At 74.9% G+C, this 23,737-nt stretch carries 14 protein-coding genes; 7 read left to right on the forward strand and 7 right to left on the reverse strand.

Annotated features, from left to right (window positions below; genetic code table 11):
• Window positions 1-10: 10 nt before the first annotated feature.
• The 3 genes from ACIOHG_RS02860 to ACIOHG_RS02870 are packed head-to-tail and all read left to right on the forward strand — an operon-like array spanning window position 11 to window position 3,747.
• Window positions 11-2,542 carry a BTAD domain-containing putative transcriptional regulator gene (locus ACIOHG_RS02860; RefSeq protein WP_400944562.1) on the forward strand — a complete coding sequence of 844 codons (2,532 nt, stop codon included), beginning with the start codon at window positions 11-13 and terminating at the stop codon, window positions 2,540-2,542.
• Window positions 2,499-3,137, forward strand: a complete 639-nt coding sequence (locus tag ACIOHG_RS02865) for a ClpP family protease (RefSeq protein ID WP_400944564.1) — start codon at window positions 2,499-2,501, stop codon at window positions 3,135-3,137. Before ACIOHG_RS02860 ends, ACIOHG_RS02865 begins: the two co-directional genes overlap by 44 nt.
• A 1-nt stretch (window position 3,138) precedes the next feature.
• Window positions 3,139-3,747 (forward strand): ClpP family protease, encoded by a 609-nt coding sequence (locus tag ACIOHG_RS02870; RefSeq protein ID WP_400944566.1) that lies wholly within the window; start codon window positions 3,139-3,141, stop codon window positions 3,745-3,747.
• A gap of 44 nt (window positions 3,748-3,791) precedes the next feature.
• Here the strand turns inward: ACIOHG_RS02870 and ACIOHG_RS02875 are convergent, their stop codons facing one another.
• Both ACIOHG_RS02875 and ACIOHG_RS02880 read right to left on the reverse strand, forming a co-directional pair.
• Complete coding sequence (locus ACIOHG_RS02875; protein ID WP_400944568.1) at window positions 3,792-4,247, reverse strand: helix-turn-helix domain-containing protein; 456 nt, start codon at window positions 4,245-4,247, stop codon at window positions 3,792-3,794.
• 168 nt (window positions 4,248-4,415) lie between these two features.
• On the reverse strand, window positions 4,416-8,063 hold the full coding sequence (locus ACIOHG_RS02880; protein WP_400944570.1) for a ricin-type beta-trefoil lectin domain protein: 3,648 nt from the start codon (window positions 8,061-8,063) through the stop codon (window positions 4,416-4,418).
• Window positions 8,064-8,632: 569 nt separating this feature from the next.
• Here ACIOHG_RS02880 and ACIOHG_RS02885 point away from each other — a divergent pair.
• A complete protein-coding gene (locus ACIOHG_RS02885; RefSeq protein WP_400944572.1) occupies window positions 8,633-10,189 on the forward strand; it encodes a Re/Si-specific NAD(P)(+) transhydrogenase subunit alpha in 1,557 nt (518 codons plus the stop codon).
• A gap of 6 nt (window positions 10,190-10,195) precedes the next feature.
• On the forward strand, window positions 10,196-11,629 hold the full coding sequence (pntB, locus tag ACIOHG_RS02890) for a Re/Si-specific NAD(P)(+) transhydrogenase subunit beta (protein ID WP_400944574.1): 1,434 nt from the start codon (window positions 10,196-10,198) through the stop codon (window positions 11,627-11,629).
• A gap of 83 nt (window positions 11,630-11,712) precedes the next feature.
• On the opposite strand, the gene ACIOHG_RS02895 is transcribed toward pntB, so the two are convergent.
• A complete protein-coding gene (locus ACIOHG_RS02895; RefSeq protein WP_400944576.1) occupies window positions 11,713-13,221 on the reverse strand; it encodes an NAD(P)/FAD-dependent oxidoreductase in 1,509 nt (502 codons plus the stop codon).
• A gap of 110 nt (window positions 13,222-13,331) precedes the next feature.
• Complete coding sequence (locus tag ACIOHG_RS02900) at window positions 13,332-14,771, reverse strand: hypothetical protein (protein ID WP_400944578.1); 1,440 nt, start codon at window positions 14,769-14,771, stop codon at window positions 13,332-13,334.
• Between the two features lie 258 nt (window positions 14,772-15,029).
• Between ACIOHG_RS02900 and ACIOHG_RS02905 the strand changes: the two genes are divergently transcribed.
• Complete coding sequence (locus tag ACIOHG_RS02905) at window positions 15,030-15,626, forward strand: O-methyltransferase (protein WP_400944580.1); 597 nt, start codon at window positions 15,030-15,032, stop codon at window positions 15,624-15,626.
• Between the two features lie 60 nt (window positions 15,627-15,686).
• Here the strand turns inward: ACIOHG_RS02905 and ACIOHG_RS02910 are convergent, their stop codons facing one another.
• Entirely contained in the window at window positions 15,687-17,396 is a 1,710-nt protein-coding gene (locus ACIOHG_RS02910) for a proline--tRNA ligase (RefSeq protein ID WP_400944582.1), read from the reverse strand.
• Window positions 17,397-17,758: 362 nt separating this feature from the next.
• On the opposite strand from ACIOHG_RS02910, the gene ACIOHG_RS02915 reads away from it, so the two are divergent.
• The gene (locus tag ACIOHG_RS02915) at window positions 17,759-20,173 is read left to right on the forward strand and encodes an ATP-binding protein (RefSeq protein ID WP_400944583.1); all 2,415 of its coding nucleotides are present in this window, start codon (window positions 17,759-17,761) and stop codon (window positions 20,171-20,173) included.
• A gap of 59 nt (window positions 20,174-20,232) precedes the next feature.
• Here the strand turns inward: ACIOHG_RS02915 and ACIOHG_RS02920 are convergent, their stop codons facing one another.
• Together ACIOHG_RS02920 and ACIOHG_RS02925 are read right to left on the reverse strand one after the other, a co-directional pair.
• On the reverse strand, window positions 20,233-22,065 hold the full coding sequence (locus ACIOHG_RS02920) for a hypothetical protein (protein ID WP_400944584.1): 1,833 nt from the start codon (window positions 22,063-22,065) through the stop codon (window positions 20,233-20,235).
• Window positions 22,062-23,737, reverse strand: a 1,676-nt coding sequence (locus tag ACIOHG_RS02925) for a VWA domain-containing protein (RefSeq protein ID WP_400944586.1), incomplete at its 5' end; no start/stop codon positions are given. The genes ACIOHG_RS02925 and ACIOHG_RS02920, both read right to left, overlap by 4 nt.

Raw genomic sequence — 23,737 nt, forward strand, 5'->3', positions numbered from 1 at the left:
TGGGGAATCCGTGTTCATTCGACTTCTGGGCCCGGTCGAGCTGCGGGCCGCGAACGGCACCGTCACCGCACCGGCCGGCGCGAAGCGGTGCGCCGTCCTGGCCCTGCTGGCGCTCGAACTCGGCCGGGTCGTCCCGGTGGACCGGCTGTTCGAGCTGCTCTGGGGCGAGACCCCGCCCGCCCAGGCCCGGGCGGCCCTGCAGGGGCACGTCGCCGCGCTGCGCAAGCAGCTCGCCGGGTCGCGTTTCACCCTGCTGACCCGGGCGCCCGGCTACCGGCTCGACGGCCCGGCCGACCGGGTGGACGCGCTGCTCTTCGACCGGCTCGCCGCACAGGCCGCCGAACCGGCCGCCGCGGACAACGACGAGGCCGCCGCCGCGCTGCTGCGCGCCGCGCTGGACCTGTGGCACGGCCCGGCCGCGCTCACCAACCTGCCCGACACCGACCTGCGGCGGCTGGCCGCCGACCGGCTGGAGCGGCACCGCACCCGCGCCCTGGAGGACTGGGCCGAGCGGCTGCTCCGGCTCGGCCGGGGCGCCGAGGCCGTCCCCGAACTCGACCACGCCGCCGCCGCGGACGGGCTGTACGAGCCGGTGGCCGCGCTGCTGGTCCGCTGCCTGCACCAGGCCGGCCGGTTCGCCGACGCCGTCGCCGCCTACCACCGGGCCCGCCGCCTGCTGGCCGAGGAGCTGGGCGTGCCGCCCGGCCGCGCCCTGCAGTCCGCCGTGGACGACGCGCTCGCCGCGGGCCCCGCCCAGCAGCCCCCGCGCCCGGCCCCGGCACCGCCACCGGTCCGGCACCTGACGCCGGATCAACTCCCGCGCGGCTCACAGGGGTTGGTCGGCCGCACGGCGGAGCACCGCCGGCTGTACGCGGCCTGCGCCGAGCCCGGCGGCGGACGGCTCGCGGTGCTGGTCGGCCCGGCGGGCGTCGGCAAGACCGCCACGGCGCTGCGCTGGGCGCACGAGGCCGCCGGACTCTTCCCGGACGGGCGGCTGTTCGCCGACCTGAACGGCTTCGGCCCGGGGCCGCGCACCGCCCCGGCGGAGGTGCTGGCCCGCTTCCTCGGGGCGCTGGGCGTACCGGCGGCCGACCTGCCGGACGGGCTGTCCGCCCGGGCCGCGCTGTTCCGCGCGCTCAGCCGGGACCGCCGGCTGCTGGTGGTGCTGGACGACGCCCGGGACGCGGACGGCCTCGCCGACCTGCTGCCGGCCGGTCCGGGGTGCGCGGCGCTGGTCACCGGGCGCGGCGCGCTGGAGGACCTGGTGGTGACCGAGGGCGCGGCCCTGCTGCGGCTCGGCCCGCTGCCGGGCCCGGACGCGCTCGGGCTGCTGGAGCACCTGCTGACCCCGGCCCGGGTGCGGGCCGAACCGGTGGCGGCGGCCCGGGTGGTCGCGCTCTGCGAGGGCCTGCCGCTGGCGCTGCGGATCGCCGCCGCCCGGCTGGCCGCGCAGCCCGGCTGGGCGATCGCCGACCTGGTCCCGGAGCTGGCCGACGAGCGGACCCGGCTGCGCGCCCTGGAGACCCGGGGCGCGGTCGGGGTGCGCGAGCGGATCGCCCTGACGGTGCGCCGGCTCCCGGCCCGGGCCACCGAGTTGCTGTGCCTGCTGGCCACCCGGGCGGTGTCCGAGGCGGGCGCCGAGGACGCCGCGGCCCTGCTGCGCTGCGCCCCCGCCGAGGCCCGCCGGGCCCTGGACGTGCTGGCGGCGCACCACCTGCTGGTCGAGGACAGCCCGGGCCGCTACCGGCAGTCCGACCTGGTCCGACTCTGTGCCGCCGAGCACCGCGCCACGGCCCGGCCGGCACCCCCGGACGCGTCGGACGGACCGGCCGACGGACCGGCCGACGCGCCGGACGTTCCTCAGCGCGCCAGCTCGGCCACCAGCTCCTGGACGCCGTCCTCGCCGAAACGGTGGACCAGCAGCGCGACCCAGCGCACCGCCTCGGCCCGCTCGGCGGCCGTCCAGTACCCGGCGGACGGGTGCTCGTCGACCACCAGCACCTCGGCCAGCGCGGCCAGCGCGGGGGGCGCGGCGGCGGGCGTGCCGTCGGAGTCGCGCAGGGCCAGCCGGCGGGCCGCCGCGGCGACCGCGGTGCCGGTGGCGGGCGGCACCGGCAGCGCGCCGCCGGCCCCGGCCGGGCCGGCCCCGTCCGGGCGGGGTCCGGCCCCGGCGGGCGCCGGGGTCTCCTCCGCCGCCAGCCACGTCCCGATCAGTGCGCGCATCTCCTGCTCCCCCGTCATGCCCACCAGGATGCCAGCACCACCGCCGGTCATCACCACCGTTTCTGTGGACGAGAACGGCTGCGCCCCCGTCCGGCGTTCATCCGGTACCGAACCACCCGCGGATCCGCCCGGGGCCGGTGCGCCGGCGGGCGCTCTGCCGTCGGCGAATCTGCCCCGGGCAGATCGGGCTCCCCGGCGGCCCGTCCGGGGCCGAGGGTGGAGGGGAGGCCCCAGACCCTGGCGGCCGACCGCCTCCGTCCGACAGGGAGTTCCCGATGAGTCCACTCGCCCCCCGCCGTCCCCGCGCCGAGGACGGTGACACCGTGCCGAGCCGGTTCGACGACCACCTGGCGGCGCAGCTGCTCGCGCAGCGGATCGTGCTGCTGGGCACCCAGGTCGACGAGGTGTCGGCGAACCGGGTGTGCGCGCAGCTGCTGCTGCTCTCCGCCGAGGACCCGCGCACCGGCATCGGCCTGTACATCAACAGCCCGGGCGGGTCGGTGACGGCCGGGCTGGCGATCTACGACACCATGCGGCTGATCCCGAACGACGTGGCGACGCTGGCGATGGGGTTCGCGGCCAGCATGGGCCAGTTCCTGCTGACGGTGGGCACGCCGGGCAAGCGGTACGCGCTGCCGAACGCGCGGATCATGATGCACCAGCCGTCGGCGGGCATCGGGGGTTCCGCCGCGGACATCGAGATCCAGGCGGAGAACCTGCTGTACACCAAGCGGGCGATCGAGCGGATCACCGCCGAGCACACCGGGCAGAGCGCCGAGACCATCGCCCGGGACGGCGACCGGGACCGCTGGTTCACGGCCGAACAGGCCCGGGACTACGGGATGGTGGACCACGTGGTGGAGTCGCTGGCCGACATCCGCCCGGCGGCCTCGCGTCCCCGCGTGGGGCTGTGACATGGCCTCCTACCCGATTCCCTACGTGATCGAGCGGACCGCGCACGGCGAGCGGACCTACGACGTGTTCAGCCGGCTGCTGAACGAGCGGATCGTCTTCCTCGGCACCGAGATCGACGACGGCGTCGCCAACACGGTGATCGCCCAACTGCTGCACCTGGAGTCCGCGAACCCGGGCGAGGAGATCTCGATCTACCTCAACTCGCCCGGCGGGTCCTTCACTTCGCTGATGGCCATCTACGACACGATGACCTTCGTCCAGTCGCCGATCTCGACCTTCTGCGTCGGCCAGGCCGCGTCCACCGCGGCGGTGCTGCTGGCGGGCGGCGACCCGGGGCGCCGGTTCGTGCTCCGGCACGCCCGGGTGCTGCTCGGCCAGCCCGCCAGCGGCGGGCGGCAGGGCACGGTCTCCGACCTGAGCCTGGCCGCCAAGGAGATCGCCCGCATCCGCGGCCAGGTCGAGGAGGTGCTGTCCCGGCACACCGGCCACGACCCGGCCAAGCTCCGCGCGGACCTGGACCGGGACAAGGTGCTGGACGCGGCCGAGGCCGTCGCCTACGGCCTGGCCGACCACGTGGTGAGCCGCCGTCAGGTCCCGGCCGCGGCCTGAGCGTTCCTCGGGCGGGGCGGCCGGGGCCGGGACGGGGGTCCGGCTCAGGCCGCCAGGCAGAGCCCGTCGTACGGTGCGGCGGCCCGGGGCGCGAGGGTGCGCGGCGCGGCGGCCGGGGCGGCGCCGGACGTGGTCCGGAGCGGTCGGGCGCGCAGCACCGGGCGCTCCAGGTCGTCCTGGACCAGCCGCAGCACGTCGCCGAGGCCGAGGCCGAGGGCCCGGGCGGCGGCCGCGATCACCTCGGAGGAGGCCTCCTTGCGGCCGCGCTCCAGCTCCGACAGGTACGGCACCGAGATCCGGGCCTGCTCCGCGACGTCCTTCAAGGTCCGTTCCTGGGCCAGGCGTTCGCGCCGCAGCACGCCGCCGACCAAGTCCCGCCAGAGCGGTTCGCGCGGCGCCGGGGCGGCGGGGCCGGCCGGGACGGCGGTCGGGGCGCGGTGCGGGGCGCCGGGCGGGCGCAGCGGGATGACGCGGGCGTGGTCCGGCGCGGGAGAGGTCATGCTCCCAGCCTAGGCACTCCCGGCGGCGGCGGAAGGCCGTGGCGCTCTGCTCCCGGCGAAACCGGCAGCGCGCGGCAGTGCCCGACAACGCCCGACAACGCCGGAGCGCCGGCCCACCGCCCCGGGAGGGGGTGGCGGACCGGCGCTCCGGTGCGAGGGGGTGCCGGGTCAGCTGCTGCGGGGAGGCAGCACCCACTTCTGGGCCGCGGTGCCGTTGCAGTCGAACAGCTCCAGCCGGGCGCCGTCGGAGACGGCGTTGTTCGGCAGGTCGACGCAGCGGCCGGAGCCGGGGTTGTAGAGGCTGCCGTCGGCGCGCGGCAGGAAGATCTGGTTGTAGGCGCCGCTGGCGCAGGGCCAGATCTCCAGCAGGGTGCCATTGGTGGTGCCACCGCCGACGGCGTCCAGGCAGCCGCCGAGCGCGCGGAGCGAGCCATCGGCCTGGAAGGACCAGGTCTGGGCGGCACTGGTGTTGCAGGTCCACAGCTGGACGGCGGTGCCGGGCGCCGGGTTGGCGCCGGAGACGTCGACGCAGGAGGTCGGGGTGCCCGCCAGCTTGATCTGGTCGGCCTTGCCGTAGGTGCTGCCGACCGCGGTCGGGCCCTCCACCCAGGTGTAGAACGGGGTGGTGGCGCTGGAGTGGCCGGTCCAGATCTTCACGATGCCGTTGGCGTCCAGGCCCCACAGGGTGGGCGAGCCGATGCCGGTGAGGTCGCCGTCCGAGCCGAGCTGCGGCCAGCCGCCGGCGGGGGCGGCGGAGACGTTGCCGATCGAGGTGTTCTTGTCGATCGCGGCGAGCGTGGTCACCGGGACGGTGCCGCCGAAGCCGTCGTCGACGCCGATGCTGCCGGTGGTGAAGGTGTAGCCGCGCAGGTCGCCGCTGGTGCGGTTGCGGGCCCACAGGCCGGGCCGGCCCTGGCCGGTCCAGTCGCCGGGCGACAGCAGGTCCCAGCCCTTCCAGCCGGTGGCGGCGAGCTTGGTCGGCGCGCCGAACACGGCGTCGCCGACGGTCGGGTAGAACCAGAGCGCGCCGTCGCCGCCGGGCTCGTTCTCGACGGTGAACAGGCCGGTCCGGTTGAGGAACTTCTTGGCCGGGTCGAGGTTGGTGGTGCCGGGGTCGCCGCTGGCGGCGATCTGCTGGACCGTCGTCCAGTCGCCGGACCGGTAGCCGGTGCAGTCGGTGACGGTGCTGACGCAGGCGGGCTTGGCCAGCGTGCTCCTGGTGTCGAAGACGCCGGAGACGCCGGTGTTGCCGGGGTTCTTGTAGTAGTAGAGCGCCGCGTCGCCGGTCTTGTGGACGATCAGGTCGTCGACGTTCTTGCCGCCGCTGAGGCTGCCGCGGTGGGTGAGGGCGTAGTTCGCCCAGGAGTCGCCGCCGGGGGACTTCGCGGCGGGGGCGGCCAGCGGCGCGGTCAGGCCGTTGCCGGGCATGCTGTAGTCGCGCAGGTCGCCCTTGGGGTCGGCGGCCACGATGTCGGGCTTGGCGTCACCGGTGACGTCGCCGAACACCGGTGCCGGGCCGTTCGGGTTCCACGGCACGTAGAAGGAGTACGAGTTGGCCGGCGAGAGGTTGCCGGCGTTGTCCTCGGCCTGCACGTACAGGACGTTGGTGCCCCAGCGGCCGGGCTTCACCGGGATCTCGGTGGTCGGCCGGTTGGCGCCGCACTGCCAGGCGGCGTCGGCGAACTGCGGGTCCCAGCTCCAGCGCAGGCAGGCCAGGCCGGAGCTGTTCAGGCCGGACGGGTTGGGGTCGGTCAGGACGATCGGCACCGCGCCGTTCTGGCCCGCGTAGATCAGCGGGGTCTGGCCGTTGCCGGACGGCGGGAACTGCTTGCCCGGGTCGGCGACGCTGCTGGGGAAGGACACCGTCGGCGGGGTCAGGTCGACCTTGAAGAAGCAGGTCGGGGTCGCGCCGGACCAGGGCACGCCGGGCAGCTGGTCGCTGGCCATGATGCTGTAGCCGTACGAGTGGCCGTCGAGGATGACGCTGCCGGGCACGGAGAAGCTGGTGGTGCCGCCGTTGCCGACCAGGTCGGAGTAGCCGGAGGCGACGTCGGGGGTGCCGGGGAGCTGGTAGTCCCAGAGGTGGTTCCAGGACCAGAGCTGGCCCTGGGTGGGGCTGGAGACACTGGCGTTCAGCCAGGTCGCGCCGTTCTGGTTGGTGCCGGCGCCGAGCCAGCCCCAGTTGGTGGAGTTGCCGTCGCCGCAGGCCTGGGTGGTGGTGCCGGTGCTCGCGATCTGCGGCAGCGGCCAGACCCGGGGGTTGGTCGGGGTGTTGGGCGTGCGGTCGTACTCGATGTACAGCGAGGGGTGGTAGTCGAACCGCTTGAAGGCGTACTGGTTGCTCTCGTTGCCGTACAGGCCGAAGGTCAGCTGCCCGTAGTTGACGTACTGCTGCATCGCGCCGGTGATGGTGTAGCTGAACGGCACGTTGTTGTAGCAGCCGGTGTGGCCGGAGCCGCCGATGGTCTGCTGGCCGAGCGAGCCGCCGACCTGGCCGGGCTGGTTGTTCCAGGTGGTGCCGCTGCCGATCGCCCCGGTGACGTACAGGTCCAGCGGGTAGGTGGTGCCGCAGGACCAGTCCGCGGAGACGTACTCCTGGAAGTTCAGCGTCGCGTAGTGGATCACGGCGCCGTAGATCGGGTTGATGTCGTACTGGAAGAACGAGCGGTACTTGCTGGCCGGGCTGCAGGAGCCGCCGTTGGGGTAGGTGCCGCAGACGCCGACGCCGGGGTGGTCGCCGTCGGCGCTGCCGGAGCGGTTCCAGTTCGTGGTGGTCGGGTACGCGGACTGGACCCAGGTCCAGGCGTTGTTGCCCTGGCTCCACGGCAGCCAGGCCGGGTCGACGTAGAACGGCGCGGTGCCGTTGGCGATCAGGTCCTGGTCGGGCGTCAGGTCGATGCCGTCCTTGCCGGCCTTGACCGGCATCGCGGCGACCTTCGCGGACCGGCCGGGGCCGGCGGCGTCGCTGTGCTCGTGGCCGGTCTGCGGGGCGGCTTCGGCGGCGGTCGTGCCCTGGGCCTTCGGGGCCTTCGCCGGTGCGGCCGCGGCGCTGTCCCACATCTGCGGGGTCGGCGCGGTCCACCGGGCCTTGCCGTCGGCGCCCTTGGCGGCCAGGTTGCCGCCCGCGTCGGCCTCCACGGTGACGCCGTCGGTGACGGTGCCGAAGTGCAGGTTGCGCAGCGCCGGGGAGGCGGCGGCGGCCTTGGTGTGCAGCACCAGGACGGTGGTGAGGCCGCCGGTCGCGGTCGCGGTGACCTTCAGGTCGGTGTCCGGCGCGACCGCCGGGTAGGTCACGCTGTCGCCGTCGAGCACCGGGGCGGTGAGCCGGAACGGGGCGGTCAGCGCCAGCTTCTTGCCGTCCGAGCTGGTCATGGTGGCCAGCGGGCCGTCGCCGCCCTTGGACAGCACCAGGCCGGAGGCCGCGGACTTCGGCGAGAAGGTGCCGTCCTGATTGGCCGTCAGGGTGGCGTCCAGCGCCCGCCAGGCGCCGTCGCGCTTCACCCGCTGCTGGTCCGGGTGGCCGGTCAGGGCCAGGTGGCCCTCGGGCGTGGCCACCGTCTCGCTGAACTCGGTGGTCAGCGAGGCGACCGGGACGGGTTTGCCGGTGGCCTTCGCCTCGGCGAGGGCGCGGTCGGTGTCGTCGCCCGGCGGGCGCTCCCGCTCCCGCTCCGCGGTGGCCGCGGCGATCTCGGCCGGCGTGGGGAGCCTCCCCCCGGCGGCCGCGGCCGCCGGGAGCACCGGCGTGCCGAGCACCGCGAGCGCCAGCGCCGCGGTCAGCGCCCGCACCGACCGGCCGCCGGGTCTTCTTCTGCTCATCAGTTCTTCCCCCAGGTTCGTTCCGGCCTCCGGCGCACTCGGCACGGAAGCCGACGCCACGGTTCCGGGTTCGCCCGGTCTCGGCAAGCCGGATTCGGCCACCGGTCATCCGAATTGCGCCGACCGAACCGAAATGATCGACAGTGATATGCGTCACACCGGGATCCGGCGCAACGTCAATACCCGCCCCTTGCACCCAAATCGGCTCATCAGGCCAGATGTCCGGCTCCACACGGATCGACCCGGCCCGATCCGGTCGGCGAATCCGGAATGGCCGCCGGACCTCCCGCGGGACCGCCCCATCATATTCCGTGCACGAGGGAAATCGCCCGCGCCGGGAATTCATTCGGAATTCCGCCCGGCGGGCCCCCGGGGGTCGGCGGGGGCACCGGGCGGGCCGGCGGGGCGGGCGCCCGCCCGGACGGGCGGCGGTGTGGTGACACATTTCACGGCCCGCCCCGTTCTGCCGAAGGGGTTGGGGAGTCTAGGTTCCTGCGGTCAAAGGGGGTTGCTCTCCCCGGTCCGCGGAACGTGACCCGCACCATCCCTTCGACGAGAGAGAACGAGCGATGTCTGGAAACGACTCCTCGCCGCGCCCGCCCCAGCGGGTCGGCGTGGTCGCCGAGTCCACGCCCGGTGAGACCCGGGTGGCCGCCACGCCGTCGAGCGTGCGCGGCCTGCTGGCCCTCGGGTACGAGGTGCTCGTCGAACCGGGGGCGGGCACGGCGTCCGGGTTCGACGACGCGGCCTACACCGCGGCGGGCGCGGAGGTCGGCAACGCCTGGTCCGCCGACGTGGTGCTGAAGGTGAACGCGCCGACGGCGCCCGAGGTGGCCCGGCTGCGGGACGGCGCGACCGTGATCGGCCTGCTGGCGCCCGCCCAACGGCCCGAGCTGCTGGCGCTGCTGGCGGAGCGTCCGCTGACGGCGCTGTCGCTGGACGCGGTGCCGCGGATCTCGCGGGCCCAGTCGATGGACGTGCTCAGCTCGATGGCGAACATCGCCGGGTACCGGGCCGTGATCGAGGCCGCGCACGCCTTCGGCCGGTTCTTCACCGGGCAGGTCACCGCGGCCGGCAAGGTCCCGCCCGCGAAGGTGCTGGTGGCGGGCGCGGGCGTGGCCGGGCTGGCCGCGATCGGCGCCGCCTCCAGCCTGGGCGCGATCGTCCGGGCCACCGACCCGCGCCCCGAGGTGGCCGACCAGGTCAGGTCGCTGGGCGGCGAGTACCTGCCGGTGGAGGCCGCCCAGGAGGCGAGCACCGACGGCTACGCCAAGGCCACCTCGGCCGACTACGACCGGGCCGCCGCCGCGCTGTACCGGGCCCAGGCCGCCGACGTGGACATCGTGATCACCACCGCGCTGATCCCGGGCCGCCCGGCGCCGAAGCTGCTCACCGCCGAGGACGTGGCGGCGATGAAGCCCGGCAGCGTGGTCGTCGACATGGCGGCCGCCCAGGGCGGCAACGTGGCGGGCACGGTGGCGGGCCGCACCGTGGTCACCGACAACGGCGTGACCCTCATCGGCTACACCGACCTGGCCTCCCGGCTGGCCGCGCAGGCGTCCCAGCTGTTCGGCACCAACCTGGTCAACCTGCTGAAGCTGCTCACCCCGGGCAGGGACGGGCAGTTGACGCTGGACTTCGACGACGTGGTGCAGCGCGCCGTCACCGTGGTCCGGGACGGCGGGATCACCTGGCCGCCCCCGCCGGTCGCGGTCTCCGCGGCCCCCGCCGCCGCCCCGGCGCCCGCGCCCGCGCCGGCCGCGCCGGAGCCGTCCCGGTCCGCCCCGGCCGTCCGGTTCGGCCTGATCGGGCTCGGCATGCTGGCGCTGTTCCTGGTGGTGGCCTTCGCCCCGGCGCAACTCGCGGAGAACTTCACGGTGTTCGCGCTCGCCGTGGTGATCGGCTACTACGTGATCGGCAAGGTCCACCACGCGCTGCACACCCCGCTGATGTCGGTCACCAACGCGATCTCCGGGATCGTGGTGATCGGCGCCCTGCTGCAGATCGGCCACGAGAGCACGCTCGTCACCGTGCTGTCCTTCGTGGCGATCCTGCTGACCAGCGTGAACATCTTCGGCGGCTTCGCCGTCACCCGCCGCATGCTGAGCATGTTCTCGAAAGGCTGAGCCCCGATGACGTCCCTCACCGCCGCGCACGCCGCGGACCTGGTCGCCGCCCTGCTGTTCATCCTCAGCCTGGCCGGGCTCTCCCAGCACCGCACCTCCCGGGCCGGCGTCGCCTACGGCATCGCCGGGATGGCGCTGGCGCTGACCGCCACCGTCGTGGTGGCCTCCCGCAGCATCGACGCCGGCGCGGTCGCGCTGATCCTGCTGGCCACCGCGATCGGCGCCGGGATCGGCCTGTGGCGGGCCCGCCGGGTCGAGATGACCGGGATGCCGGAGCTGATCGCCGTCCTGCACAGCTTCGTCGGCCTGGCCGCCGTCCTGGTCGGCTGGAACAGCTACCTGGAGGTGGAGCGGCACGGCGCCGCGCAGACCGCCGTCGCCGCCGACCTGCTGACCATCCACCACACCGAGGTGGTGGTCGGCGTCTTCATCGGCGCGGTCACCTTCACCGGCTCGATCGTGGCCTTCCTGAAGCTGTCCGCCAAGATCGCCTCCCGCCCGCTGGTGCTGCCCGGCAAGAACGCCCTCAACCTGGGCGCGCTGGGCGCCTTCGCGGCCCTCACCGCCTGGTTCACCGTCAGCCCGGGGCTGCTCCCGGTGGCCGCCGTCACCGTGCTGGCGCTGCTGCTCGGCTGGCACCTGGTCGCCTCGATCGGCGGCGGCGACATGCCGGTGGTGGTCTCCATGCTGAACAGCTACTCGGGCTGGGCGGCCGCCGCCGCGGGCTTCCTGCTCGACAACAACCTGCTGATCGTCACCGGCGCGCTGGTCGGCTCCTCCGGCGCCTACCTGTCGTACGTGATGTGCAAGGCGATGAACCGGTCCTTCCTGTCCGTCATCGCGGGCGGCTTCGGCATCGAGGCCCCGGCGAGCGGCGGGCAGGAGCAGGGCGAGCACCGCGAGATCCGGGCCCGGGAGGCCGCCGAACTGCTCGCCGACGCCAAGTCGGTGATCATCACCCCGGGCTACGGCATGGCCGTCGCCCAGGCCCAGCACCCGGTCGCCGAGCTGACCCGCCGGCTGCGCGAGCGCGGCGTCGAGGTCCGCTTCGGCGTCCACCCGGTGGCCGGCCGGCTGCCCGGCCACATGAACGTGCTGCTGGCCGAGGCCAAGGTGCCGTACGACGTGGTGCTGGAGATGGACGAGATCAACGAGGACTTCGCCACCACCTCGGTGGTCCTGGTGATCGGCGCCAACGACACCGTCAACCCGGCCGCGCTGGACGACCCGGCCAGCCCGATCGCCGGCATGCCGGTGCTGCGGGTCTGGGAGGCCGAGCAGGTCGTCGTCTTCAAGCGCTCGATGGCCTCCGGCTACGCGGGCGTGCAGAACCCGCTGTTCTTCCGCGAGAACAGCGCGATGCTGTTCGGCGACGCCAAGCAGACCGTCGAGGAGATCCTCCGGGCCCTGGACGCGACCGCCCCCGCGGGCGCCCGCTGACGGGCCGTCCGGCCCGCCGACCGCCGGGGGCGGGCGGTCCCGGGACTCCTCCCGGGACCGCCCGCCCCCGGCGGTCGCGCGCGTCAGGAGTCGCGGCGCGGGGTGAACGGCGCGTCGCGGCCGGTGCCCTTGGGGGTCGCGCTCTTGTCCGCGCCCTCCTCGTGGTACTCCTCCTCCACGTTGACCTCCCACACGTCGTGGGCCGAGCCGGTGCGGATGTTCTCCGCGGTCAGCAGCGCGGTCATCATCGAGTGGTCCTGGTTGTTGTAACGGTGCATGCCGTTACGGCCGATCGGGTGCACGTTCGGCACCGCCTCGGCCAGCCAGGCGCGGATCACGTCGAGCGAGGCCTGGTAGCGGTCGTCGTAGATCGGGTACGCCTTGTGGATGCGCACCGCGTAGCCGACCTCGACGCTGCCCGGCTTGGTCAGGCCCAGCTGCTCCAGCTCGGCGGTGCCGAGCTCGACCAGCTCCTCGTCCGTCATGTTCCAGAGCTCGTCGCCCTCGTTGACGAAGTACTCCAGGCCGAGGCAGGTGCGGCCTTCCTTGACCAGGTACGGCGACCAGGAACCGAAGTTCTGGATGCGGCCGACCTTGACGCCCGGGCTGTGGATGTAGATCCAGTTGTCCGGGAAGCCGTCCTTCTCCGGCACCACCAGGGCGACGGTGAGGAAGTCGCGGTAGCGCAGGTTGTTCGCGGCCTCGATCACCGCGGCCGGCGCGGCCGGCTCCATGATCCGGACCAGGTGCGAGATCGGGGTCGAGGAGACCACGTGCTCGGCCGGGACCTGCGAGACGGTGCCGTCGGAGCCGGCCACTGCGACGGAGACCGCGCCCTTGCCCTGCTCCCAGTACACCTTCTCGACGCGGGTGTTCATCTCGACCGTGCCGCCCTGGGCGCGGACCTTGTCGGTCGCGGTCTCCCACATCATGCCCGGGCCGTACTTCGGGTACTGGAACTCCTCGATGAGGGACGTGATGTCCTTCTGGTTCCGGCTCGGCAGCAGCGCGTTCTTGATCGCGGCCATCAGCGACAGGTTCTTGATCCGCTGCGCGGCCCAGTCCGCCTGGAGCTCAGTGGTCTTCATGCCCCACACCTTCTCGGTGTAGGTCTTGAAGAAGATCGAGAACAGTCGGCGGCCGAAGCGGGCGGTGACCCAGCCCTCGAAGTGCGACTGGTCCTTCGGCGGGCGCACCCGGGCCCAGAAGTACGAGCCGATGCAGCGCACGGCCTCGATGACGCCGAGGCCCTTGAGCGCGTTGCCGGCCTTCAGCGGGTAGTCGAAGAGCTGGCCGCGGTAGAAGATCCGGCTCATCCGCGGACGCAGCAGGAAGTCCTCGTCGGGGAGGATCTCGTGCCACAGGGCCTCGACGGCCGCGACCTTGGTGAAGAAGCGGTGGCCGCCGATGTCGAAGCGCCAGCCGTCCCGCTCGGCGGTCTGCGAGATGCCGCCGACCACGTTGTCAGCCTCGAAGACCCGCGCCGGGAAGCCGTGCTTGGTCAGGTCGTAGGCGGCGGTCAGACCGGCCGGCCCCGCACCTATGACAACGGTCTCGGGCTTGAGCGAAGCCTCGGTGTTGCTGGATTCCATGTCGAGCCAGGTCCTTGGATCTCGGGGTCTTCTCGGTGAAGACCTCGGGGGATGGGGTAGGGGTGGTGCGGGTACGAGGTACGTGGGGTTCCGTCAGCGGTGGGGTTCCGTCAGCGGGTGCCGGTGGTGGCCTCTTCCGATCGGCGGCGGCCGGAGTCGGGTTCCGGATCGGTCTCCGGCCCGGCGGCCGCGATCCTCCGGTCCTCCCGGGCCAGCAGCCGGATCGCCAGCGCGCACAGCGCCGCGACCACGGCCGCCGCGTTCCAGGCGAACCCCGAGTCGAGCGGGTTCTGCTGCCAGAAGACCCTCGCCATCAGGATGTTGCTGAACACTCCCAGCCCGGCCAGGAAGACCCAGCGCGGCCCGATCCGGCCCGCCCGCATCGCCAGCAGCAGGAACAGGGTCGGGTAGATCGGCAGCAGGTAACGGGCACCGACCTGGTACCAGCCCGCGGCCTGGAACATGATGATCGGCACGAACAGCGCCACGGTGCCGGCCCACAGCGTCGCGCGCAGCCAGCGCGCCGGGGTGCGGCCCTGGGAGGTGGTCAGGAACAGCAGCATCAGGGGAGTGCTGAAGAAGATGCTGGTGCCCATCCCGTCGGCCATCAGGTCGGTCACCGGGTGGGCGTCGTTGACGCCCTTGTAGTGGAACTCCGGGAAGCGCAGGAAGTCGATCACGAAGTTCGGCCAGATGTAGTGCCAACTCATCAGGCCGTACGGGAACTCGACGATGTCGGTGGCCGAGTGGATGTCGTAGCCGGTGCTCAGCGGGCTCCCGAAGTACAGCGCGTTGCGCAGCAGCAGTACCGCGCCGCAGATGCCGAACGGCACCAGCAGGGCCGTGAGTTCGCGCAGCGAGGGCAGCCGCTCGGGGCGGAGGCTCCACCGACCTGCGAGCTTGCGGCCCACGCCCAGGTCGCGCAGGTAGACGATCAGCGGCACCACCGCGATCATCACCTCCGTGGTCCGGGTCAGCGCGATCATGCCGACACCCAGCGAGGCCAGCCACCAGCGCCGGCACACCGAGGAGTGCAGCACCAGCAGGATGCCGGTGACGCTCATCAGCTGGCCGGTGAACCACACCTGACCGCCGATCGACAGCCAGAGCACGATCGTGCCGAAGCCGAAGACGAAGGTGAGGACCAGGTTCTCCAGCGCGGTCCGCCGGGTGAGCCGCCGGACCCGCATCGCCTCCAGGATGCGGAACAGCAGCACCGTGTTCAGCGCGGCGACGCCCCAGGTGAACCAGACGTCGCTGAAGTTGTCACCCAGCAGCCACACGAAGGGCAGCATGGCCAGCGCCGGCAGCGGCGGGTACATCGAGTAGAAGTGGCCCCGGACCGTGATCATGTCGAACACGACCTTGGAGCTGGTGCTCGGGCCCAGGTCCAAGCGGCCGTCCAACCAGGCCTTGACCTGCCAGACGTAGTGCCCGGCCGGTGCCGTCTTGCCGGCGTCGATGCTCAGGATCGACGCGAACACGCCGAGCAGCGTCAGTGCGGCGGCGAAGATCGCAAGGTCGACCATCCGACGTTGCAGGCGGGTCATGGCGAAAGGTCTCCACATGGGGAAGCGTGAGAAGGCGCGCCGAAACCACCCCCGGCGGCGAACGCCGTCCGTAGACTCAAGGACAGCGGGCGTCGTAATGGTAGGGCACGGATCAACCGAGCCCGTACGAGGGGCCACCCGCGGGCCCGCACTCCCGAGCACGGTGGATCACAAGTTTCCGGTCGCCCCACAGTACCCGCAGTACCCGGCGGCACCGCCCGCGACCGCCCGTGCCCGGCGAGAGGAAGGGGCCGCACCGTGTCCGTCCGGGGAACCGACGGCTACGCCGACGCCGGCCCGCTGCCCGAACCGGTCGCCCGGGCCGTGGCACTGGCCCGGCGGGCGGGCTTCGAGCAGTCCTGCCGCCCCGAGCAGGGCCGGCTGCTGCAGGCGCTCGCCGCCGGGGCCCCCGGGTCCGTCGGCGAGACCGGCACCGGCTGCGGCGTCGGCCTGGCCTGGCTGCTGGCCGGCCGCCGGCCCGGGGTCCGGGTGGTGAGCGTCGAGCGCGAGGCCCGGCTGGTCGCGCTCGTCCGCGAACTGTTCGCCGGCGTCCCCGACCTGGAGATCGTCCACGGCGACTGGACCCGCCTCCACGCGCACGGCCCCTTCGACCTGCTGGTCCTCGACGGCGGCGGCAACGCCAAGCGGTCCGACCCCGCCGACCCCGACCTCCTGCTCACCCCCGTCGGCACCCTCGTCGTCGACGACCTCACCCCCCTGACCGCCTGGCCCCCCACCCACGCCGGCCGGCCCGACACCGCCCGCACCCACTGGTTCGACCACCCCTCCCTCCTCACCACCGAGGTCCGCCTCGCCCCCGACCTCGCCACCCTCCTCGCCACCCGCCGCCCCTGACGGGCCCCGCCCACGCCTCTGGAGCAGGGGGTCACGTCCGGAGCAGGGGGTCACGGCGCGTCAGCCCGTGGCGGCGCGGACCAGGGCGGCCACGTGGGCGGCGGCGGCCGCGAGCGGGACGTGCGCGGTCTCGCCGGTGGCGCGGACGGTGACCTCGACCAGGCCGTCCGCCAGGCCGCGCGGGCCGACGGTGATCCGGTAGGGGATGCCGACCAGTTCGATGTCGGCGAACTTCACGCCGGGCCGTTCGTCGCGGTCGTCCAGCAGCACGTCCAGCCGTTCGGCGCGCAGGGCGGCGTACAGCTCCTCGACCGCCGCGGCGGCCCGCTCGTCGAGCCTGCCGATCGGGACGAGGGCGACCTCGAAGGGGGCGACGGCGACCGGCCAGACGATGCCCTTCGCGTCGTGGTGGGCCTCGACGATCGCGGCGATCGCCCGCTCGATGCCGATGCCGTAACTGCCCATCTCGGGGCGGACGGCGGCGCCGTCGGGGCCGAGCACGGTGACGTCCAGCGCCTCGGTGTACTTCCGGCCGAGCTTGAAGACGTGGCCGACCTCGACCGTCCGGACCACCTCCAGGGGCGCCCCGCAGTCCGCGCAGGGCTCGCCGGCCCGGACCTCGCGCAGGTCGGCCCAGCGGGTGACGGCGACGTCCCGGGCGACGTCCACGCCGCGCAGGTGGACGCCGTCCTCGTTGGCGCCGGTGGCCATCGCGGTGCGGCCGGCCAGCGCGTGGTCGGCGAGCACGGTCACGCCGGTCACGCCGACCGCGCCGAGGCTGCCGGGCCGCGCGCCCAGCAGGGCCTCGATCTCGTCGGCGTCGGCGGGGCGGACCGCGCGGGCGCCGGTGGCGTCGAGCAGCTTCTGCTCGACCAGGGCGTGGTCGCCGCGGAGCAGGACCAGCAGCGGGGCGCCGTCCGCGACGTGGACCAGGGTCTTGATCTGCTGCTCGGCGGGCACGCCGTGCAGGCGCGCCAGCTCCTCGATGGTGCGGGCGTCCGGGGTGTCGAAGCGCTCGGGCGCGGCGAGGGCCGGGCCGTCCGCGACGGCGGGCAGCGCGGAGCCGGCCTTCTCCACGTTGGCGGCGTAGCCGCAGGCCGGGCAGTGCACCACCAGGTCCTCGCCGGCGGGGGTGGGCGACATGAACTCGACCGAGGCCGAGCCGCCCATGCTGCCGCTGGACGCCTGCACGGGGATCGCCGGGATGCCGAGCCGGGCGAAGATCCGGGTGTAGGCGGCGTGGTGCAGGTCGAAGGAGCGGTCCAGGCCGGCCCGGTCGAGGTCGAAGCTGTAGGAGTCCTTCATGGTGAACTCGCGGACCCGCAGCAGGCCGCCCTTCGGGCGGGGCTCGTCCCGGAACTTGGTCTGGAACTGGTACCAGAGCTGCGGGAGTTGGCGGTAGGACGACAGCTCCTGGGCGAGCGTGGTGAAGATCTCCTCGTGCGTCATGCCGAGGGCCAGGTCGGCACCCCTGCGGTCGGTGAGCCGGAACATCTCCTCGCCCATCACCTCCCAGCGCCCGGAGCGCCGCCAGATCTCGGCGGGGTGCAGCGCGGGCAGCACCCACTCCTGGGCGCCGATCCCGTCCAGCTCCTCCCGGACCACCGCGACGACCTTGCTGCGGACCCGGACCGCCAGCGGCAGCAGCGAGTAGTGACCCGCCATCAGCTGCCGGACGAATCCGGCCCGCACCAGCAGCCGGTGGCTCGCCGCGTCGGCGTCCGCCGGGTCCTCGCGCAGCGTGGGGACGTACAGCTGTGACCAGCGCATGGCAGTGCCTTTCCGTGGGGGCCCGACGGCCGACAGGAAGGGCATCGTATGCCGGGAACCCCCGGGGACCTGCGGAATTACCGGCGGGCCCGGCCGCCTCCTCCCCGACGGCCCGTCGGATCCGGCGGCGGCCGGTCGGCGCAGGAGGCGGCCCTCCGGTGCGGCGGTCCGGGGCACCACACCCCCGTACCGCGCCCCCGTACCGCGTCCCCCGTGGACCCGGGGGCCGTCCTCGCTGCACCGGGAAGTCTGCCGGGCGGCGGCCCGTCCGGCGGGTTCTCCGGATGATCCCGGACGATCCCGGACGGTCGGGTAGCCTGCGCGCAGGAATGCCGTGGGACGGACCGGGAGGGGTGGGTGCGGTGGCCGGAGAGGCCCGCGCGGACGGGGTGCCGGAGCCGGGCCGGGAGGCCGCGCCGTCGCCCGAACGGGCCAGGGACGCCGCCGAGTTCATCGCCCTGCTGCGCTCGTTGAAGACCTGGGCGGGCAACCCCTCCTTCCAGGAGCTGGCCCGGCGCAGCGGCCTGGCCCGCAGCACCCTCGCCGACGCGCTCCGGCCGGACCGGCCGGGCCTGCCCCGGCTGGAGGTGGTCACCGCGCTGGTCGCGGCCTGCGGGGTCCCGGACCGCCGGGCGGCGGCCTGGCGGCGGGCCTGGCGCGCCCTGCAGGACGCCGAGGACCGCCGCCGGGTGCGGCGCTCCCCCGGGCCGGCCGAGGCCCCGGCCGCCGCTCCGGCACCGGCGACCACCGTCCCGGTGCCGGCCGAACTCCCGCGCGTACCGGCCGACTTCACCGGCCGCTCGGCCGAACTGCAGGAGCTGCGCGCCCTGTTCGCCGCCGAGGGGGCGCTCGGCGACGGCGGCACCGTGCTGATCTCCGCGATGACCGGCGCGGGCGGCGTCGGCAAGACCTCGCTGGCGCTGCACCTGGCGCACGAGGTCCGCGGGCGGTACCCGGACGGCCAGTTGTTCGTGAACCTGCGCGGCACCTCGCCGACCCCGCTGCGCACCGGCGAGGTGCTGGCCCGCTTCCTGGTCGCGCTGGGCGTGCGGCACGAGGCCGTCCCCGAGGACGAGGACAGCAAGGCGGCGCTGTTCCGCAGCCTGCTGGCGACCCGCCGGGTGCTGATCGTGCTGGACGACGCGCGGGACGCCGCCCAGGTGCGCGCCCTGGTCCCGGGGGCCGGGCCGCACGCCGTCCTGGTCACCAGCCGCAGCCGGCTGCCCAGCCTGGAGAGCACCCACCGGGTCGCCCTGGACGTGCTGGACCCGGCGGAGGCCCGGGAGCTGCTCGGCCGGCTGGTCGGCGAGGAGCGGCTGCGGGCCGACCCGGCGGCCGCCGCCGAGGTGCTGCGCTCCTGCGCGGGGCTGCCGCTGGCGATCCGGATCGTCGCGGGCCGGCTGATCGCCGCCCCGGCGATGCGCCTGCGCACCCTCGCCGACCTGCTGGCCGACCAGCACCGCCGGCTCGACGAGCTGCAGATCGAGGACCAGGCCGTCCGGGCCGGCTTCGGCGCCGGCCACCACCTGCTCGACGCCGACCAGGCCCGGGTGTTCCGGCTGCTCGGCCTCTGGAGCGGCCCCACTGTCGGCCCGCTCGCGGCCGCCGCCCTGTGCGACCTGCCGCCGCACCGGGCCGAGTCCCTGCTCGGGCAGCTCGCCTCGCTGCACCTGCTGGGCGCCGCCCCGTCCGACGGCCGGGCCCCGTCCGACGGCTACGCCCTGCACGACCTGCTGCACCTGTTCGCAGCCGAGCGCGCCGACCGGGACGAGCCCGCCGCGGAGCGCACCGCCGCCCTGCGCCGCCTGGTGTCCTGGTACCTGGCGGCGGCCGCCGCGGCGAGCCGGCTGCTGAACCCGGACGCCCAACTGCCGCCCGTCGAACCGTTCGCCGCGCCCGAGCTGGCCCCCGACCTGGGCGGCTCCGCCGAGACGGCGCTGCGCTGGTACGAGGCGGAGCGCGCCAACCTGGTCGCCGCCGTCCGGCAGGCCGCCGAGGCGGGGCTGCACTCGCTCGCCTGGCGGCTCGCCAAGTCGCTGTGGGCGTTCTTCAACCTCCGCAAGTACTGGGACGACTGGGCGGAGACCGGCCGGCTCGGACTGGCCGCCGCCCGGGCCGCCGGGGACCTCTCGGGCGAGGCCGTGATGCTCAACCACCTGGGCGTCCTGGCGCACGACCTGCACCGCTTCGGCGACATGGAGGAGCACTGCCGGGCCGCGCTGGAGATCCACCGCCGGCTCGGCGACCGGACGGCCGTCGCCACCGCCCTCGGCAACCTCGGCGTGGCCTACCGCAAGCTCGGCCGACTGGAGGACGCCTACCAGAACCAGCTGCTGACCCTGGAGTCCTTCCTCGAACTCGGCGACACCTACAGCGAGGGCGTGACCAGGCTCAACCTGGTCCGCATCCTGCAGGACCTGGACCGCCCCGAGGAGGCGCTGGAGCAGTGCCTGCGCTCGCTGGCGGTCTTCCGCACCCTCGGCAACACCTACGCCCAGGGCGGGGCACTGAACACCGCCGCCGCGACCTGCCTGCTGCTCGGCGCGCACGAGCGGGCGATCGGCTACGCCACCGAGGCCCTGGAGATCCGCACCGCGACCAACGACCAGCACGGCCAGGCCCGTTCGCTGGACACCCTGGCGCAGATCCTGCGCGCGCTCGGCCGCGAGGACGAGGCCCGCGCGCACTGGGCCCGCAGCCTGGAGCTGTTCACCGCGCTCAACGACTCCTACGCCGACACCCTCCGGGCCCTCCTGTCCGACCCGACGCGCCCCTGATCCCCGCCGGGGTCCGGTCGCGCCGGGACGGGTGGGAGCGGTCCGCCCGGCGCCCGGGTTCAGGTGCCGTCCTCCTCCCGGTGCCAGGCGGCGGCGCACAGGGCGGTGGCGAGTTCCTCGGCGTAGCCGGCGACGGTCGACCAGGCGGTGGCGTAGGCGAGTCGGTCATCGGTGCGGAGGCGGCCGAAGACGTCGCGCTCCTGGTCGGCGGCGGCCGCGCGGAGGGCGGTGAGCAGGTGCTCGGCGGTGGCGAGGCCGGCCGCCCGGAGGCGGGGGCCCTCGGTGGCGCCCGCGGCGAGACGGGCCGCCAGGCCGTCGCGGCCGGTGGTGACGGCCTGTTCGAGCGGCCGGGCCAGCAGGTGCAGCGGGGGCTGCGGCGGCAGCCCCGCCGATGCGGGCACCGGGCCGCCCGCCGGGGGCAGGTCGGCCTGCTGGAGTTCTTCCAGGCCGAGGCTGATCCGCTCCCGGTACTCGGGGCGCAGCGCGAGCGAGGACTCCGGCCCCGGCGCGGCCGCCAGCAGCCGCAGCCTCGGGTGGGCGGCCCGCTCCAGCCGGCCGACCACCCGCAGCCGCAGGCCCGGCACCCCGGCCAGCAGCGCCAGGTTCGCGCCGTACGCCAGCCGCGGGTGCTCCAGCGCCGGGAGCAGCGCCACCGTCCGGCCCGCGCAGTCGGCGAGCAGTCGCGGGGCCGCCTCGCCGGGCACCGCCCCCGGGCCGAGCACAGTGACGTCCAGGAACAGCAACTCGTCCCCGGCGGGCCGCAGTTCGGCCGGGGTCCGGCCGGCCCGCAGCGCCCGTTCGACCTGGGCCCCGACGGGTTCCGCCCAGAGCCGGGCGACCGGCTCCCGGTACCAGTCCGCCCCGGACGCGCCCGCCGCACGGACCTGCGCGCCCGCGCCCAGCCGCCCCGAGACCGTCCGGGTCGCGCCCTGCACCACCAGGCCGCCGCGGGCCAGTTCGCGGTGCGCGAGCGAGGCGTCCCCCAGCCGCACCGGCCGGCCCGCCGCGGCCCGGGCGAGCTGCGCGGCCTGTGCCGGGTCGGCGTGCGGCAGCACGTCGGAGACGGTGGCGAGCGCCCCGTCCGCGTCCACCGTCCAGACCGTGACGCCCGCGTGGGTGGCCGTCACCACCGGTTCGGCGAACAGCCCGTACAGCCGCAGCGAACCCGCCTCCCGGTAGCTCTGCCGGGCGGTGCCGCGCAGGGCGTCCGGGTCGGCGGGGCCGACCGTGACGGCGTCGAGGAGTTCGCGGTGCGCGGCGACCAGGTCGGCCAGCCGGTGCCCGGGCGCGCCGGAGCGGGCCGCCCGCAGCCGGGTGACCACGGTCGCGGCGAGCGCGGCGGGCCGGTGCAGGCCGAGCAGCCGGGCCTGGTGCGCGGTGCGCAGCAGTTCCGCCTGCAGCACGCTGCCCGCCCCACCGATCCCGGCCGCCAGGGTCTGCGCCGCCGTCAGCCGGAGCCGGTGCACGGCGGCGCGTTCGGCCTCGGTCAGCGGCTGCACGGCCACCGCCTCCGCCTCGGGTGCCGTCCCGGGTACCGTCTCGGGTGCTGCCTGCGGCTCCGGTGGCGGCTCCGGCGCGGTGTCCTCGGCGAGCGGGGCGAAGGTGACGGCGGCGGCGCGGTGCAGGCAGCCGGGCGCGAGCAGGCAGCCGCAGCGGACGTCCCCGGCGGTGCGGACCACCCCGCCCGGGGCGTGCAGCACCAGCTCCGCCTCCTCGTCGATCCGGACCCGCCACTCCTCCCCCGCCCGGACCACCGGCCGGTCGGCGAGTTTCGCGGCCGCGCCGTCGAGCCGCTTGCGCAGCCGCTCCGAGAGCGCCGACACCACCTCGGCGACCACCTCCGGCGCCACGGCCGGCCAGGGCGCGCCGGCGGGTTCCCGACGGTCCGTCATGCGATCTTCTCCCCCACCCAGCGGGCCAGTTCCAGCGGGCTGAGGGCCGCCACCGGCATGCCCGCCGCCACGAGTTGTTCGGCGACCGCCTTCGAGTAGCGGGGCCGGCCGGTGTCGTCCAGCGCGGCGCAGCCCAGCAGCCGGCAGCCCTCCCCGACCAGCGACCGGGTCTCGGCGAGCAGCCCGCCCAGCGGGTAGCCCTCCTCGAAGTCGCTGACCACGACGACCATGGTCCGGGACGGCACGGTGACCAGCCCGCGGGCGTACCGCAGACCGGCCGCGATGTGCGTGCCGCCGCCGACCCGGACCTCCAGCAGCAGGCCCAGCGGGTCCTCGACCCGGCCGCTCAGGTCGACCACCTCGGTGGAGAACGCGACGAAGTGCGTGGTCAGCGACGGCACCCCGGCCAGGATCGAGGCCGTCAGCGCCGCCCAGACGGTGGACGCCTCCATCGAGCCGGAGACGTCGACCACCAGGACCAGCCGCCAGTCGTTGGCCTTGGCCGCCCTGGTCCGGAACACCGGGCGCTCCGGCACGATCAGCGTCCCCCCGTCCGGCCCCGGCCGGGCGGTGGCCAGGTTGGCCCGGATGGTGCGGTCCAGGTCGAGCCGCCCGCCCGGACGGCGGCTGGGCCGGGGCAGCGTGATCCCGGTCAGCGCGGGCCGCAGCCTGGTCGCCAACTCCTTCGCCAGCTCGTCCACCAGCCGCTTCACCAGCGGGCGCAGCGCGGCCACCCGCGACTCCGGCAGCCCGCCGGCGTGCTGCAGCACGGTGCGCAGCAGGTCCACGGACGGACGGACCGCCTCCGGGTCGACGGCCTGCAGGACGTCGGTGCGGCCGTGCGCGACAGCCGCCGCCAGCACCTCCTCCCGCACCCCCGGCCCGAACAGCGCCGCCAACTCCTCCGACCACTCCCGCACCCCGGGGAACGGCGCCTCCCGCCCGCCCCTTCCGCCGCCGTCCAGCCCCGGCCCGGAGCCCTCGCCCCGCCCCGACCCGTACAACTCGTCCAGCGCAGCCGCCAACCGCCCGGCCCGCCCGCCCCGCTCCCCACCGGCCCGCCCGAGCACCAACCGCCAACGCTCCCCGGGAGCAATTCCGTTGGGCGCAGCCTCCGGCAACAGGGAGCCCGTGGACGACAGTTGACGCCCAGCCGGCCCCACCCCTCCACGCCCGGCCACCTGCGGCTCCGCCGGATCGGCCTCTCCCGCACCGCCCGCCGCCTGCGGCAGCAACTCCTGCTCCGCCAACGCCAGACCGGTCTTGTCCCCCTCCTCGCCGCCCGCAGCCTGCGGCAGCAACCCCCGCACCACCAGCGCCCGGCGGGCCGCCAGCTCGGCCTCTGCCTCTTCTTCCTCTCCGTCCATCGCCTGCGGCAGCAATCCCCGCTCCGCCAACGCCAGACCGGTCTTGCCCCCTTCCTCGCCGCCCGCAGCCTGCGGCAGCAACCCCCGCACCAGCAGCGCCCGGCGGGCCGCCAGCTCGGCCTCTGCCTCTTCTTCCTCTCCGTCCATCGCCTGCGGCAGCAATCCCCGCTCCGCCAACGCCAGACCGGTCTTGTCCCCCTCCCCTCCACCCGCAGCCTGCGGCAGCAACCCCCGCACCAGCAGCGCCCGGCGGGCCGCCAGCTCGGCCTCTGCCTCTTCTTCCTCTCCGTCCATCGCCTGCGGCA

Source organism: Kitasatospora sp. NPDC088134 (assembly GCF_044741705.1).
Taxonomy (GTDB): Bacteria; Actinomycetota; Actinomycetes; order Streptomycetales; family Streptomycetaceae; genus Kitasatospora.

What these genes read in the sequence shown, in the direction of transcription:
- ACIOHG_RS02875 (WP_400944568.1), bottom strand. Translation starts at nt 4,247, where the DNA reads ATGACCTCTCCCGCGCCGGACCACGCCCGCGTCATCCCGCTGCGCCCG.
- ACIOHG_RS02885 (WP_400944572.1), top strand. Translation starts at nt 8,633, where the DNA reads ATGTCTGGAAACGACTCCTCGCCGCGCCCGCCCCAGCGGGTCGGCGTG.
- ACIOHG_RS02920 (WP_400944584.1), bottom strand. Translation starts at nt 22,065, where the DNA reads ATGACGGACCGTCGGGAACCCGCCGGCGCGCCCTGGCCGGCCGTGGCG.
- ACIOHG_RS02865 (WP_400944564.1), top strand. Translation starts at nt 2,499, where the DNA reads ATGAGTCCACTCGCCCCCCGCCGTCCCCGCGCCGAGGACGGTGACACC.
- pntB (WP_400944574.1), top strand. Translation starts at nt 10,196, where the DNA reads ATGACGTCCCTCACCGCCGCGCACGCCGCGGACCTGGTCGCCGCCCTG.
- ACIOHG_RS02870 (WP_400944566.1), top strand. Translation starts at nt 3,139, where the DNA reads ATGGCCTCCTACCCGATTCCCTACGTGATCGAGCGGACCGCGCACGGC.
- ACIOHG_RS02900 (WP_400944578.1), bottom strand. Translation starts at nt 14,771, where the DNA reads ATGACCCGCCTGCAACGTCGGATGGTCGACCTTGCGATCTTCGCCGCC.
- ACIOHG_RS02895 (WP_400944576.1), bottom strand. Translation starts at nt 13,221, where the DNA reads ATGGAATCCAGCAACACCGAGGCTTCGCTCAAGCCCGAGACCGTTGTC.
- ACIOHG_RS02910 (WP_400944582.1), bottom strand. Translation starts at nt 17,396, where the DNA reads ATGCGCTGGTCACAGCTGTACGTCCCCACGCTGCGCGAGGACCCGGCG.
- ACIOHG_RS02880 (WP_400944570.1), bottom strand. Translation starts at nt 8,063, where the DNA reads ATGAGCAGAAGAAGACCCGGCGGCCGGTCGGTGCGGGCGCTGACCGCG.